The organism is Neobacillus mesonae (genome assembly GCF_023715155.1).
GTDB lineage: Bacteria > Bacillota > Bacilli > Bacillales > Cytobacillaceae > Neobacillus > Neobacillus mesonae_A.
Map to the genome: position 1 here is coordinate 1 of NZ_JAMBNQ010000023.1, position 15,332 is coordinate 15,332.

At 36.0% G+C, this 15,332-nt stretch carries 12 protein-coding genes; 6 read left to right on the forward strand and 6 right to left on the reverse strand.

Annotated elements, in window-relative coordinates; genetic code table 11:
• Positions 1–1,064: 1,064 nt before the first annotated feature.
• Positions 1,065–2,654 (reverse strand): primase C-terminal domain-containing protein, encoded by a 1,590-nt coding sequence (locus tag M3183_RS17235; RefSeq protein ID WP_251471730.1) that lies wholly within the window; start codon positions 2,652–2,654, stop codon positions 1,065–1,067.
• A gap of 437 nt (positions 2,655–3,091) precedes the next feature.
• Complete coding sequence (locus M3183_RS17240) at positions 3,092–3,760, reverse strand: hypothetical protein (protein ID WP_251471731.1); 669 nt, start codon at positions 3,758–3,760, stop codon at positions 3,092–3,094.
• A gap of 633 nt (positions 3,761–4,393) precedes the next feature.
• Between M3183_RS17240 and M3183_RS17245 the strand changes: the two genes are divergently transcribed.
• From M3183_RS17245 to M3183_RS17265, 5 genes are all read left to right on the forward strand, one after another.
• Complete coding sequence (locus tag M3183_RS17245) at positions 4,394–5,512, forward strand: ParM/StbA family protein (RefSeq protein ID WP_251471732.1); 1,119 nt, start codon at positions 4,394–4,396, stop codon at positions 5,510–5,512.
• A gap of 11 nt (positions 5,513–5,523) precedes the next feature.
• Complete coding sequence (locus tag M3183_RS17250; protein ID WP_251471733.1) at positions 5,524–6,048, forward strand: hypothetical protein; 525 nt, start codon at positions 5,524–5,526, stop codon at positions 6,046–6,048.
• Positions 6,049–6,491: 443 nt separating this feature from the next.
• Entirely contained in the window at positions 6,492–6,722 is a 231-nt protein-coding gene (locus M3183_RS17255) for a helix-turn-helix domain-containing protein (RefSeq protein ID WP_251471734.1), read from the forward strand.
• A 210-nt stretch (positions 6,723–6,932) separates the two neighbouring features.
• The gene (locus M3183_RS17260) at positions 6,933–7,076 is read left to right on the forward strand and encodes a hypothetical protein (RefSeq protein ID WP_251471735.1); all 144 of its coding nucleotides are present in this window, start codon (positions 6,933–6,935) and stop codon (positions 7,074–7,076) included.
• Positions 7,077–8,086: 1,010 nt separating this feature from the next.
• Positions 8,087–8,920 carry a hypothetical protein gene (locus tag M3183_RS17265; RefSeq protein WP_251471736.1) on the forward strand — a complete coding sequence of 278 codons (834 nt, stop codon included), beginning with the start codon at positions 8,087–8,089 and terminating at the stop codon, positions 8,918–8,920.
• A 312-nt stretch (positions 8,921–9,232) separates the two neighbouring features.
• Here M3183_RS17265 and M3183_RS17270 read toward each other — a convergent pair whose 3' ends face one another.
• From M3183_RS17270 to M3183_RS17285, 4 genes are all read right to left on the reverse strand, one after another.
• The gene (locus M3183_RS17270) at positions 9,233–11,716 is read right to left on the reverse strand and encodes an ATP-binding protein (RefSeq protein WP_251471737.1); all 2,484 of its coding nucleotides are present in this window, start codon (positions 11,714–11,716) and stop codon (positions 9,233–9,235) included.
• Positions 11,713–11,946, reverse strand: coding sequence for a hypothetical protein (locus M3183_RS17275; RefSeq protein ID WP_251471738.1), 234 nt, complete (start codon positions 11,944–11,946; stop codon positions 11,713–11,715). Before M3183_RS17275 ends, M3183_RS17270 begins: the two co-directional genes overlap by 4 nt.
• A 12-nt stretch (positions 11,947–11,958) precedes the next feature.
• Positions 11,959–12,327 (reverse strand): hypothetical protein, encoded by a 369-nt coding sequence (locus tag M3183_RS17280; RefSeq protein WP_251471739.1) that lies wholly within the window; start codon positions 12,325–12,327, stop codon positions 11,959–11,961.
• A gap of 212 nt (positions 12,328–12,539) precedes the next feature.
• The gene (locus M3183_RS17285; RefSeq protein ID WP_251471740.1) at positions 12,540–12,758 is read right to left on the reverse strand and encodes a hypothetical protein; all 219 of its coding nucleotides are present in this window, start codon (positions 12,756–12,758) and stop codon (positions 12,540–12,542) included.
• A 444-nt stretch (positions 12,759–13,202) separates the two neighbouring features.
• Between M3183_RS17285 and M3183_RS17290 the strand changes: the two genes are divergently transcribed.
• Positions 13,203–15,329, forward strand: a complete 2,127-nt coding sequence (locus tag M3183_RS17290; RefSeq protein ID WP_251471741.1) for a type I restriction-modification system subunit M — start codon at positions 13,203–13,205, stop codon at positions 15,327–15,329.
• Positions 15,330–15,332: the final 3 nt, after the last annotated feature.

Below are 15,332 nucleotides of genomic sequence, written 5' to 3' on the forward strand. Positions count from 1 at the left end.
ATGAAAACACAAACAATTTCAGTAATTTTATAGAAAACCAGAACACAATCCCATATAAAATGACAAGTACACCTAAATAAGCACTTATCCATTTATTTAACCCAAAAACATTAACCACCTCCAATGCATTAAAATACACAGAGCATCATTTTTATACATCAGAATGATAACTAAACAACCATTAACGAACTACTTTCTCTTGAACTACAATCTTCATTTTCCTTCATCTTTTTTTGAACTTTTTGACCTTGAACTTAACTTTGATCTTGAACTTTTTAGAACTCGAACTTAACTCTGGAACTTAAATTTTTACCCTTAAACTACACTCTTTACCAACCCCCAATCTCTAAATACTCTTTAAGCAATTCCAAATCACACAACAGGTTGGCTCCGCCTTTAGACGAGTAGCAGAAGACCTCGGCCATGTTTACGTAGTATGGGCGAGGTCTTCTGCGGCCAACGAGACTAAACAGGAGCCATTCCGCCCTTGTGTTATTTGGAATTGCGGCGATTTAAAAACCGAAATAATAGATAAATTGATTATCAAATTATTTATCTATTAAAATTCATCTTATTTGCGGTTTTATTTGTTGCTTTTAGTGTACTACAATATGGAATTTATGGCAATGTATTACAAGGGAAATCATACCATATACCCATGTAAAAATTTTCCTATTAGTCCCCCAGACATCTTTAGAATTTGCACAGTCCACAAAATAGGTTTTCTTTTTTATAAACTGGTTCTTACTCCTGCTGCGCTATCGCTTACCTACCGCTAACCTCGCTCCGAGGCTACGTCCCTCACCCAAAAACAATTTTCATATATGCATAAATGTTGTATATAAATCTCAATTTTAATTCTTACCAACCCTTATATTTAGGTCTTCAACTTCCCTATATAGCTAGTAAATCCCTCATGAAATTAGAGCATCCTTTTTACCACAAGTTAGATAATCTATCCGAGTGTAGCAAGCGAATCTAAAATATTCTTATTTTATCGAACAGCTTTAAGCTGTATTTTTTATGCTTTAGCATAATGTTCTTTATTGTTTTTCTTATGTATGCTACCCACTACGAGCAACGTCCTCAGAATTCACCCCATGCATATATTCAGCTAATCCATCACGTACAAAACATAATAAATCATCAATGCGAGTATAAGAGCATACCCCAGAAGTAGTTAACAAGTCATACAAAATAACATGAGGGAAATCCCCAAACTCCTCCTTTAAATAAAAATAGACATAAGCCACAAGATCAGCAGGTAGACCACTAGAAACAGCTATTCTACGGATAAAAGCCTGGCGTGTTAAAGATAAATAGCCTAAGAGTCCAGTAGCATAGGTGTGTGGTGAAATTACAGAAGCCACCTCAAGTTCAGAGGAATTCCCACCCACCACCGTATCTATTAGTGTATACGATACTGGCTCATTTTGAATGGGAGCTGAACTACGGTCTGTACCATGATTTTCCATTTGCGCAAGCGTTATAGTCGTTTTGGCTCCTCGTCCTTTGCCTGTTACGGTTAACTGAATACGATTAGAAGCTAATAATCTCTTTACAACCTCTTTAAACGTACTGAAGCTCATACCAAGGGTGTCAGAAATCTGTCTTTGGGTACAGCAAATAGACCCGCCTTGTTGCTCTAAAAAGCGAATGACATCCTCTTCCCATTCGTAATAATGTGACCGTTGCCGTTCTTCACGGGGTTTTGCTCCTTCTAATGGACGATATGAAAAATCCATTCCTGAAAGCATGCGAATATAAGATGCTGCAGGTCCTTTTTTTGAGCCTTGTTGGAATGCACTGCGCACCTTACGTTTTATATCTAATAATCTCATAGGTTCTTCTAATCTATCGTTCCAGTCACGTAGGCGTGTTTCAGCCTCTTCTTTGCTGTATCCTGACGCTTTAAATGCCAAAGCAAGCGTATAACAGGTATTATCCCGTTTTCCCTTCTCAACCCCTTCAAGAAGCCTTAAAATGGCTGGGTGAGATAATAAATCACCTCGGCCAATAGCAACCTTTCTAGACGGCAAAGGCTGCCCTTCTTGTTGAATAATCATCCAGTCTACCAGCTCTTGAAATGGCACACGATTATCAGACTCGTAAACGATATTTTCAGCCGTTGGCACACGGAACCAGCGCTCAGCCCCTATCGCGTAAAGGTCTCCCCCTAGATGTATAGCAGCTTCTCGCTGTACTCGTTTATAAAACTCGATGGTTTTGGGAAAAGCGCGCTTTGCAAAAGCAAAGTAAAAATAGACATGAAAGCCCTTTGAAGGCGTTTGTACAATCAAAGATGGTTCAGGTAGCCCTGCACACTCTATTTGATCTAATACGTCTGGAACGGTCATTCCAACCTTTTCAGGCTGTCCTTTTACATCGATGTCAATGACAAGAGCATTTAACCAGCGTAATGATGATTCTTTTCTTTGGTCATTTCGGTAAAACGTGTTAGGTGTAAAATATGTAGCCTCTTGAGTAACAGCAAATAAAGTCTTATATGTACGTACTGCTTTAAAATCTTTACAATCTTGACTCACAAAAACCCAGCCGTGATCCTGATCATATTGATGAAGCTGCTTTTCAGCTTGTTTTTTGGGAACTTCGGAAAGTTGTGCACCAAACAGAGCACGTGAATATGAGGACATGTTGTGTCTCCTTCCTTTTCGGAAACACAAAAAGCGTCATTTACCGTGGGGGCTTCGGTAAACAACGCTTTTAAAGAGGAATATAGATTAAATAGATTCCTAGAATAAACGTTTTTTCCTGACCAAGACACCTTTACATAATCTTCTAATGTATTGCAAATGAATGAAGATTATTATATAATTCTCACTAGGAAAATTTAAATTTTCACTAGGAAAATCATAAAATATATCGAATATGATATATATAATGGTGAAAAGCTCGGGCAGGTGTTTACCGTAGTTGGAGTACGGTGGACGGTTATAGGTAGTTGGCGCTACACTATAACACGCTTGAGCTTTTTGCCTTTTCCGTTCATATTTAGCTACTACTACTATACTGCTAATCTCAGTCATTTATCAAGAGATAAAGGAAAAATTTACATGACATGCTAATCCACTTAGCCAAAAATCCTTGAAAATAAGCCTTTTTTTTCCGGCTTATCATTGATTTTAGTCTCAATTGAACTTAATTTAGCTTCTAATTCAGCATGTTTTTCCTTTTCCAATTCTCGTTCTTTCATGTAATTAGTAAATGACTCTTTTAATTCTTTATCTGAACTTATAAACTGCTGTACTAAACCTTTAAGTGCTTTATTATCTTCTTCTAGTTTATCCATTCGAGTTTTATCTTCTAACAAATATTGGCCTTGCTGGTGGCTCTGATGTTCAACAAGCTTTGTTAGACTGCTAATCTCAGACCGTAAGGCAGCAAATTCAGATGCAATTGACATAAAGAACTCTCCTGCTCCTGATTTTTCAAAAGCTTTTTCCATCAATTCAGCCATTTCTTGAACCTTTTTTTCCTCTTCCTCATTATCCTTGTATTGTTTATACAAGTTAGATTTAATTAACTCTTCTTTTACATCTTCATAGGTGACATTACCACCACGATCAAAAATTTCTTTTATCTTTTCAATCTTGGGGAACTCTGTTGAAGGAATCCACCTTCCGGTTGACCGTTTATCCACCTCAATTAAGCCTCTATCACACCATGTGCGCAAACGTGGAATCTCTATGCCAAACTTCTCAGCAGTTGGACCAATGGACAACCATTCTACTTCATTCATGACTCATCACCCTTCCAATTTCTAACAAATTCCGAGTCGTTTGAGACTCAAATTAACTTTAAATTCATATCATTTACATATCTTCTTTATATCAAATACTTACTTACTTTAAAAGCTGATATATAGAGTTTTTTAGATTCAATCCACCTTTAAAATTACACAATTTAATTCTATTTTAGTTTAACAAAATTGCAGAAAAAATGTGAAACCCTTATATTAAGTCTATTTTAGATTCAAACAACATTCAAACTTACATCAATCACTTACTTTCTACATACAACACAAACACCATATGAAACGTTGATATTTAGGCGTTTTAACCTTAATTTAAATTTAAATCGAGTTATTTTAAGCCCATTTCAATCTCCTGTAAAAATCAGTTATACATTTAACTTAAAATGTTAAACGATATCTAAAAATAGTTAAAAAAATCCTTATAAAATAAGGGGATACTCAATTGAAATTTATTCAATAGCAAACAATTGTATAACATATTAAATACTTATATTAAAAGGAATATTTTTATCAAGTTATACAAATGTACAACTTTATTCCAATGCATATATTGATTTGTTATACAAAACAGGGTACAATGAATAACAAATGGTAAATAATTCTTGTGGAGGGATATAAATGAAAATAACTACCCGTTATGCTTCTGTTGACATTGGGAACGATGCTTTAAAAGGGATTTTTGGTGGAATTGAAAGGTTATATATTCCTAATGTAGTAGCTAAAGAGCAAGAAGATCGTAAAATCATAGAATTAGAGAAAGATACATTGAACGGCTTACATGTAAAAATTTCTTCACCATCTTTATCTAATGAAACGGGAATTTATGCTGTCGGTAATCTTGCAACTGGCTATGACCACAATGATCGTATGGGAATCCGTTCTATCAAGGCTGAGAGTGATCAATCACTTGTTGTGCTATTAACAGCACTAGCTATCGACGCTGTGAAACATTTTCCTTCTATGAACGGTGTATATGAAGCGAATTTTCTTTTAAGCACAGGGTTACCGCTTGACGAAGTGAAAGACAAAAAGAAAAAAGTACTTAAACAACGATTAATGGAGAAAGAGCATGTAGTAACATTCTTACAGACTCCTAAGTTACAAGGGAAATCCGTAAAAATTACATTTTCAGATGTTTTAGTTAATGGGGAAGGGTATGCCGCATTTTTAGACTTAACAACAGATGATTCCTTACAAACTCGGAATGGATATTTAAACAACAAATGTATCATGATTAATGACATTGGTGGCGTCTCAACTGACACAGCAGTATTTAAAGCGGACGGAGAAATTCATAATAAGGCAAGCCAGGGAATTGACGAGGGTACATTAAAATATCTTCAAGAAATCCTAGAAGCGATTGATAAGACTCATAAAGTGAAATTACCAAGCTTGCAGCATGTTTTAGATGTAATCAAAAATGACAAAATGGTATTAGTAAAAGGACGAAAAGTTTCTGCTGAAAAAGAAATTACTCCTATCCTAGAAAAGGCAGCGAAAGTACAATTCAAACATATTGAAAATACATGGGAAGCTGCACCTGAGCTTGAAAAGGCATTTTTAGTCGGTGGTGGTTCTGCACTCCTAAAAGAGTATATTTTAGACTTAAATAAAGATATTAATTATCCTCTTGAATTCATAAACCCAGATGATTCAGTCTGGATGATTTCTCGTGCATATTGGAAAGCACTACAACTTTATGCTAAACATAAGAATCTTGAAATTGTTTCAGTTTAAAGGTGATTTTTATGAAAAAATCAACGAAATACGAAGGTGGATCTTTATTTACGATCCGCTTTCCAAACACTACACCAGATATTGTGCTGGATACGTTAAATGAACTAAAAGAAGAGCACGGTAGAGAATTTACCTCTAAAATCATTGACCTCTGGAACAATATGTTTTCAGAAGGAAAACAGGTAAACGATAATCATTATTTACACTTACCAATACCAGCTTTTTTAACAGAAGAGCAACGGAAAACACTGGACAGTAAAGAATTTCAGGATATGATGTCTAGTTTGGCTTATTTTTTATTAACCAAGACAATTACTCCTGCGTTGCAAAATGCACCGATTTATTTTGGCAGTGCTCCAATAAATGCCTCAACTGTTGGTCCTGTGCCTACCATTGGGCAACAACTAATAACGGAAGAGAAATCAGAAATAATAATGGAAGAAAGTACAGAAATAGAAGAAACAGTAAATCAAGAAGTATCACAAGAAGCTCTTAGCTTTGCTTCAAAATACTTATTTGATGATGATGACGATTGAGGGTCTCTTTGTTAAGTCGTTGTTGCCTTAAGGCAACTAATTTTGCCTTAAGGCATTGGGTACTAAAAAGGCGGGAATTGTCTGACTATTTTATCTTAGTCTTTATCACGATTCAAGGGCATACTTCTACAAAAAAACCATCTCATTTTGAGATGGTTTTTCCTTTAATCGACTTATAAAGTCTATTTTCATCAATAAATTCAGGAAACGCCGAATGCAACATTTGCCAATTATACATGCTATTTTACTAGCAAATGTTGCAATACATATGTATGCTATATTCCACAAAATATTTACAAAAATTTTTTTAAAACTTATTTTATTAAATAATATGCACCATCTCCGTTACATATGCACCTTTTTTGGTAAGCATGTATAAATCAATCAACCCGTGGACAGAATTGTAGATACATAGAACCTTAGAAAGGAAGATTTGAAAAACGATGAAAGGAAAACGAAAGAAACGTACTAATCTAGGGAAATGGTTAGATCGGAACGGGATAGAGCAACAGGAACTAGAGGAAGCAGCTAATGTAAGCAGAAATACAATTTCTCGCCTTTGTAACAATAGCCAACACACCCCGAGTTTTACAGTAGTTCAAAAAATTATGAAGGCAATCAAGAGGGTAGACCCCAGAGCGGAAATTTCTGATTTCTGGGACATCGACATGTAGGGGGAGGAGCTATAATAGTTTGCTCCTCTTTGTGACTTTAAGGTGCTTTTTTCTAAGGCTAGGAGGTAATCCCATCTTACATACAAATGGTTTATCCTGGGAGAGTCAACGTGCCATGGTTTTTTTTCTCTAATGCTATAATGAAAGTGTAAATTCAATATTTTTAGGCGCCATCCAAAATAATTTAAATAAATACAATAGGGAGATAATATGTTAGATAAAATAAAGGACATTAACCTTGCTCTTAATAATAAAAGTTATTTATCAGCATTTGCACTATCTTTAACTTTACCTGATATTTGTGGGCAAATTGAATATCCAGATTTAAAGAAAAAAATGGAGAACGCAATATAAGAAAACAATATGTAGCATGGTTTGATGATTGGGTAAACCAATATTTTGCAGACAACACAGGTTGGACAGAAGATTTCTCTAAGGCAAAAAATCCATATTTTACAGGAGAGATGTGTTATTCTCTACGTTGTACTTTCTTACATGCCGGAAATTCGGATATAAAAAACTGGGGCGACAAAGAAGACGCAGATTTTTATTATTCATACAAATTTGAATTAGCAGTAGGTGGAGCAGACTTAAATGGTTCATCTTGGGGACACCAACCTAATAATAACTCAAAAATATTAAAGACAAAAATAGTCAGAGTAAATATCGACAAATTGTGTGAGTACCTTTGTCTATCTGCTGATAGGTATTATCGAGAAAAAGATCCTAATCTATTCAAAGACCATAACATTAACTTGATTGACTTTAAGTTACGCTATTAAGCCAATAATGGTCATTCCATTATATAGGATTAATTTTATATGATAATTGTCGGCTTTTTTGGTTGAAAATCTAGAACTTTATTACTTTAATAAGTTAAAAAATATATTGAAGTTGTAAGCGTTTTCATTTATAATGAAAATTGGGTCGGATGGCAAGCGTGGCCATCAGTGGTATCAAGCGTAGGATGGGGCTGATACTAGGGTAAGAGCTAAAAGGCTCTTTTTATTTTGTCTTTTTTAGTCAGTTAACAACGAAAAAAACACTCTTAAGAGAGCTTTGACAAACTAAATCGCCATACTCCAAGGTACAAAATAAAGTATTAAAAAGAAGACGAACACTATATATTGTATAGTTTCGTCTTCTTATTGCTTGAAATCTTTATGAGACCGGTTAACTCAATCGCCTGTTTTAAAGTGAGCAATTCCTCGTTAAGTTCGTACATTAGGGCACCTCCTTAGGTTGTGTCCCTTATAACGAACTTGCGAAAATAGTCAAGAATGAGTCAAGATTAATGGAATTGAAAATCAATCCAAAATATTACTATTTATAGTAAAATAGGTGTAGTTATAGGAGGGGTTACGGTGGGAGAAGAATCACGGGATTTAAAGATTACAGCGGGAAAAGAATCACAGAATTTAAATGAGTTTCTTAAGAATCTTGAATTAAAACTGTCGAATGTGACAGTAACGAATGAGTTGACAGAGAATATGAGACAGTTTCGGGAGAATCTCACAAGTAGTACAAAGGCTGCTGTTTCTTTTTCCAAAGCATTTCAGGCAATAGGAGATATGCAAAAAAGATTTAGTGCCCTTTCCAATCAGTTAGTGGCAGAAGGGATAATTAAGAATCAAGAATCTGTAGCTACACTGCTTAGGACAAGTTTAACGGTACCAAGCTTTCCGATTATGACGCAATTAAAGATGGCGGATTCTGTCATTTCTTTTCAGAAAGCATTAGCAAAAAACAGAGAATTATTAAAGCAGATTTCACTTCCCCATATGCCACTTTATCGTGATATTCTTGAATCGGTTGATGAACATTCTATATCAGAGGTTCAAGAAGAACTGGAATCATATAGTAGTCATGCAGAGGGTAATGAAGAAGTAAAATTGGTTCGTCCTTACTTCTTTGATGCAGCCATCAAAGTGAATATATATATGACCGTTACTGAAAATTATATTGAAAGCAATGAAAATGTAACGGAGGAAGAAAAAACAATTTGGCACAAAATTTTGAAGCCTTTTCTAGGGATAGTGTTTACAATTTTTATGGGATGGGCAATGGGAAACACACCTGTAAAGGATATGCAGATTGTTAAGCAGTTTGATAAAGTAGTAGAAATCATTCAAGAGTACCATCAGCCTGCTGAAACAACAGATATTCAGATTCAGCTTAAAAATGAAGAAGAATTATAAAAGAAAATGATTCGAATAGCTGTAAATGGGACAAGTCGCCCTCTATTCGCGTTCTAAGGGGGTAAATTGAAACGTCCACCTTAGACAATCTCTTCGCCCAAGCTACTTAAGCGCATTTTTTCCGATGGGTCAGAGAATTTTTTTGCCGAATTTGCTATAATGGATCGGATGATAAGTTCTCCAAATTTATCATTTTCGGTATTTTCGACAAAAAAGGATCTCGCGGAATGAACGAGATCCTTTTGACCTTTTTTGACGTTTACTCGCACAATGTGCAAAATGGCTTTTTTATCGTCGGGCCAGAGGATTTTTTTACCCGATTTCTTGAGTAGTCATTTTCTCGACTTCTTTCCAGTGACGACCATACATTTGCGCATGTCTTTTTGTCAGGAAGGAATTATCGTATGGTGGATAACGGTCCGTTGATGGTGCAAGCATTTTAACAAGGAAAGCAGGCTGTCTTCTCTTTCTAAAATTCAGGATGTTGATTGCGTGAAAACTTGGAATATTTAGAGCTTCTTCTACGGTAAAATTAGGGTCAAGCTCTGCTTTTTTCATCTCGAATACCTTCTTATAATCGTTCGCGAATAAAAACCAATTCACGCCTCCTGCTTGCAGATCCTCAGCCAATTTATCCGGTAATAGTCCAATATGATGAAAAGCAAATAAGCTTCCCAGACGCTCCTTACGCCCTTCCAGGGCGATTCTTTTCATTAGCTTCTCTAAACCTTTATTCATGTATTGATGAGGCTCATTAAAGACAATAAACGTCCCTGCTCCACGATTTTCTTTCTCCATTAACTGACAGGTCATAAACACTTTTAATGTAATCCAGTGCATTAACGTTTTTACGGCAATTTCGGATAATATTCTGTTTGGGACCCGGATAATAATCACTTTTCCTTCTTCCATCCATTTTTCAAAATTAAGCTCTTGAATCGGTGGTTGACCGAAAATATCATATAAATTGTCATCACCAAAAAACTCATCCAAGCGATTTAATACACTATCGACCTTGCCTCCGAGATCATCGTTCGTTCCCCATTTCTCAAGCTCTATTGCAAGCCGAAGCTGACCTTCTTCTTTTAATTCCTTAATCCGAATTTCACGGAATTCTTCATCCTCAAACATCATTTTCGTTAAAAATAAATTCCCACCGCTTGCTTTGGCAGCTTCGCGCAAATATTTTCTGCTTCTTGCCATGTTTTCTAAATCCCCAAAAAAACTGATTATTTCACTGGCAAATCGGTTTGATCCATCTTTTCCGAGCTTTTTAACAACTTCCGATAAATCAAGCGGTATCCTAAATTCACTTGTTAAATCCAAATCAATTATCTTTTCCGGTGGAAGAGAATCGCGAATACCATCTGCCATCCCTCGATGACCGCTCTCGCAAATGGCGTCTGGAACAATAAAACTAAGATTATGATTCAAGCAGCCTTCTACAACAAAATTTTTAACGGCTGTATCTTTCCCTTTTCCCATTGAACCTTGATAAATGTACCCTTTAAAGAACTCATCCGGGTTATCGGTTGGAATATAAACCGGGATTTCTTCGCCTCGTTCCTCTGCATGACCAATCAAAACTCCTTCTTTGGTGAAGATCTTCGGAATCGTAACCTCAACATTGCGCTTGGTTTCCAGTTGTTCTGCAAATTCTCTTTGAATATCTGCTGTTGGCAGCTGCGTGAGTTTGCTCATTTCATAGTGGGAAAAGATATTGGTGTCAAAATCGCTTTTACTGTAGGGTCGGAGGGTGAAGGAATTGATTTCTTTTAGGCTTTCGATTTGTTCTTTTTTCGTTAGAGAATGGGCTTGTAAGGAGTTGTTATCTGATAACTGATCGTAACAAGTCACAATGGAGCGTTTTGTCATCTCCCTTCGTACTTCATTTTTCGAATGGACCGCAATCCGTATATGTGTTTTGAAAATCGGCGCATGTCTCTTTTTGTTTGTAGAATCGGAAAGTTTTCCGTCTAGCAATATTCTTTTCTTCTCCATCTCTTCTTGCTGTTTGTATCTTTTTTTATCATAAAAAATGCGACGTTTATCCTTGCTGCCAATTGAATCCACAATGTCGATGATTTCATTCATCACGCCTTCAAACCAGGTATAAACGTGATTTAAAACGGCAAAAATCGCTCCGAAAATGCTTTTTCCATCCAATCGAAACCGTTTTGGTACTTTTCCTTTTTTAAACTGTTGATGCGCAGCTTCCATTAAACTGTTCCATTTTAATCGATTATAAGGCTCGGCACAAATCGAAATTTTCGCTACATCATTTTCCTTTATGTCATGAATGCAATTAAGTAAAAACGCCACTGGCGTCGTTTGTCTGCTCTGGTCCCCATCTAAACTAAACATATTGTGCCGGGAAAGTCTCAAATCACATACTTCCGTTTGTTCCATTGGAATGGCTGCCTCTTCGATTCCTACTTCCTCCAAGGTAATCCCAGCGCTTTTTCCTTTAAAATGCTGCTCAACATGATGTTTGATATGTTCAGCTAAGTATTGTGGGCAGGATAGAAAAAATTGAATTTCTTTTTTGCCATTTTCAAATGACCGGAGGGTTAAATCGAACCAAATTCGCTCTTTCATCCGGTATCTAAAGGTTTTTCCTTCTCTTTTGATTCGGTCCCGAAAAGATGTATGAATTCCGTGCAGGGTCCGCCATAATTTATGTTCCTGGTTATTGGATAGAGAATGATGAGGAATCAGTTTAAAAACGGTCATTTTCTCCTCTTCGATCGCAAAGAATTCATTCCAGGGTATTCTCTGGATCGTTTTTTTCTTCATAAGAGAATCACCAGAACGACTCCAGCTCCAGTAACGATTCCAGCTCTTGCGAGCCATTTTTGTGTATTTCCGACCATGGCCATAATTCCACAAACAACAAGTGCAATTCCAGCGATTTCAGGTATTAGAGGAGCTAACGCAGCGATTTTGGTCTGAGAGAAAAAATGAATGCCATCAAAGATCTTTCCTGCCAAAATTTCCGCTGCTTTGGATACGACTGTTTCCTTCATGTTGCTCCCTCCTTAGATGCTTTTTAAAAACGTGATGTAGGCCCAACTTTTTCTTATAATCAAATATCCAGCTGTAACACCGACCGCTCTTTCAATCGCTACGGTTTTATTATTAAACATCCAAGATAATCCACTGGCGAGCATGCCACCCCATGCAATATAATCACAAACGACTAATAGTTCACCCAAAAGTTTTGCTAATCCTCCGGCAGCTCCTGCAGCAACGACCGGTGTGGAAGAAGCTGCTAAAACAACACCTGTTTTTAAAATAATCATGGACCCTGTCACGACAACTGGAATCCATTTATTTATTTTTTCCTCTTTAACTACGATATCTCCGTTAAAAAACGAATTCCAGGCGACTTTTTCCACTCTTTTCAATCCAATCACCTCTTAAACAATTGCTTGATTTGTAAAAACAGGCTAAACAGGACCAAGATTGCTCCAGTAAAAGCAAGTGAATACCCCAAAACATGCATAAGAGTCCCTCCATATGTTCAAACTGAAATTAAAAAAGGTCGGTGAATTAACGTGCCATACGTACTTATGGGAGTAGGATTTGCATTAGTGCAGATCGGAAAATTTATTGTTTATCATCTGTAGTTTTTATAACGGTTTTTCTTCGATGAAGTAAGAGTTTTTGGGGAAGTTTCCTGTTCTATTTGGATTTTTTCTGAGGACTTTGCAGCCATATCTTGTTTTATCAATTGCTTTACATACTTTGAAAAGTTGCGTCGAGAAACATGTTTCAGTATCTCTTTTTCCTCTGCTACCTCATCATTAAACGCAACAGACTTCACCTTTTTTGCCAATCGGTTTCTCCTCCCTTCTATATAAGTTTATGTCGAATCCTGTTTGTCTCAGTCCTACCGGTACTACTGTACCAATAAAAAAAGAAGCCCGACAGGCTTCCTTTGGTTGTCTCACGCTAATACCAGCTATGCTGATACTAGCGTATGCTAGAGGGATGCAAAATTTGCATGTACTCTTTTTTAATTTTCTAACAATCGATTCCAAGGTTAATTTCCAATTCTCCTCCGAAATAAATCAAACATTATTAAAGCATTAGCCTTAAGGCTTATATTACAGGCTTAAGCCTGTTCGGGTATCTAATGACTGCATTCCAATAATCTTTATTACCAAAAGAAATTCCAATTCTTTATGTGTAGGACAGTGGTGATTTAAAAAGTTACATCTTTAATACTGGAAGTTGTATGATAAAATTGAAATTATATAGGTATTTTGGAGGAAAAATTATGGATAATCAAATTTATAATCAAATAGTAAGTTTTATATGGGGTATTGCAGATGATTGTCTGCGAGACGTTTATGTGCGTGGAAAATACAGGGATGTTATTTTGCCAATGACGGTTATTCGTCGCTTAGATGCAGTACTTGAGCCGACTAAAAAAGCTGTATTACAAATGAAAACTAATTTGGATCAAGCAGGTGTAATAAACCAAACGGCAGCACTTTGCAGTGTTGCAGGTCAAGCTTTTTGTAATTCATCCCCTTTTATGCTAAAAGACCTTAAATCAAGAGCTAAACAACAACAACTAAAAGCAGATTTTATTGCATATTTAGATGGGTTTTCCCCAAATGTGCAGGAAATACTTGAAAAATTTAAGTTTAGAAATCAAATAGATACAATGATTGAAGCGGATATTTTAGGAGCAGTTATAGAAAAGTTTGTAAGTCCTACTATCAATTTGAGTGTAGACCCAATTCTTGATAATAATGGGGAAGTAAAAATTCCTGGACTTGATAATCACACCATGGGTGTAATATTCGAGGAACTTATCCGTAAATTCAACGAAGAAAACAATGAAGAAGCTGGTGAGCATTTTACTCCTCGAGATGTTGTCGAGCTTATGGCAGATATTACTTTTCTACCTGTAGTAGATAAAATTACTGATGGTTCCTATCTTGTTTATGACGGTGCTTGTGGTACAGGTGGTATGCTTACGATTGCTGATGAGAGACTCCAACAGTTAGCAAAGGATCATAATAAAGATATTTCTATAAACCTCTATGGACAGGAGATTAACCCAGAAACATATGCAATAACCAAAGCCGATATGCTTTTAAAAGGTGAAGGGATACAAGCTGAAAATATTGCTTATGGTTCTACTTTGTCTAATGATGGTTTCCCTACAACAAATTTTGATTTTATGTTGTCAAATCCCCCATATGGTAAGAGTTGGAAAACGGATTTAGAGCGTTTAGGTGGGAAAGGAGATATCTCAGATACTCGTTTTGTGGTATCTCATAATGGAGAAACAGATTTTAGAATGATTCCTCGTTCAAGTGATGGGCAACTACTGTTTTTAGCTAATAAAATTAGCAAGATGAAACATAATACGGAGCTTGGTAGCCGAATTGTAGAAGTTCATAATGGATCTTCTTTATTTACAGGTGATGCCGGTCAAGGTGAAAGTAATCTGCGAAGATATATTATCGAGAATGATTGGCTTGAAGCCATAATAGCGTTGCCTGAAAATATGTTCTACAACACAGGTATTGCAACTTTTATTTGGGTTGTTACGAATAGAAAAGCACAAAAACGTCGAGGAAAAGTGCAACTTATAGATGCAACAAGCATGAAAAGTTCACTGCGGAAAAACTTAGGAAACAAAAATTGCGAATTCACACCTGAAATAAGAAAGCAGATTTCAGATATGCTCCTTGCTTTTGAGTCGACAGAGGAGTCGAAAATATTTGATAATCGAGAATTCGGCTACCATAAGATCATAGTTGAAAGACCGTTGCGTTTAAGCGTGGACTTGGCACTGGAAAACCTAGAAAAATTTGCAAAGGTTAGTGCTGAGAATAAAGACAGCGAGATTATGACTGTTCTTAATGACTTAGCAGAAAAACTAAACTATGCAAAAATAAGCGACTACAACTTGTTTTTAAAAGAATTAAGATCAGTGGCAGATGCATTAAATGTTAAATTACCTGCTAAGAGATTAAATCTCATAAAAAATAATCTCGCACAAGTTGATAAAAACGCAGAAAAGGTTATAAAGAAAATACACAAATCGGGGAAAGTAGAAGTTAATCCATTATATGGAACATTCGAGATTACAATTGATGGTAAACAATGCATTGTGGAATATGAAGCAGATGCAAATTTAAGAGATACCGAACAAGTACCACTACTACATGAAGGTGGTATTGAGCGGTATTTTAATGATGAAGTAATAGCATTTGTTTCTGATGCTTGGATAGATCAAAGTAAAACTCAAATAGGTTATGAAATTAGTTTTACTAAATACTTTTATAAACCCGTCAATCTTCGAACAATGGATGAAATTAAGGCAGATATTAAAGAACTTGAAACAGAAACTGAAGGTTTGCTTTATGAAATTATAGGGGGATAAATG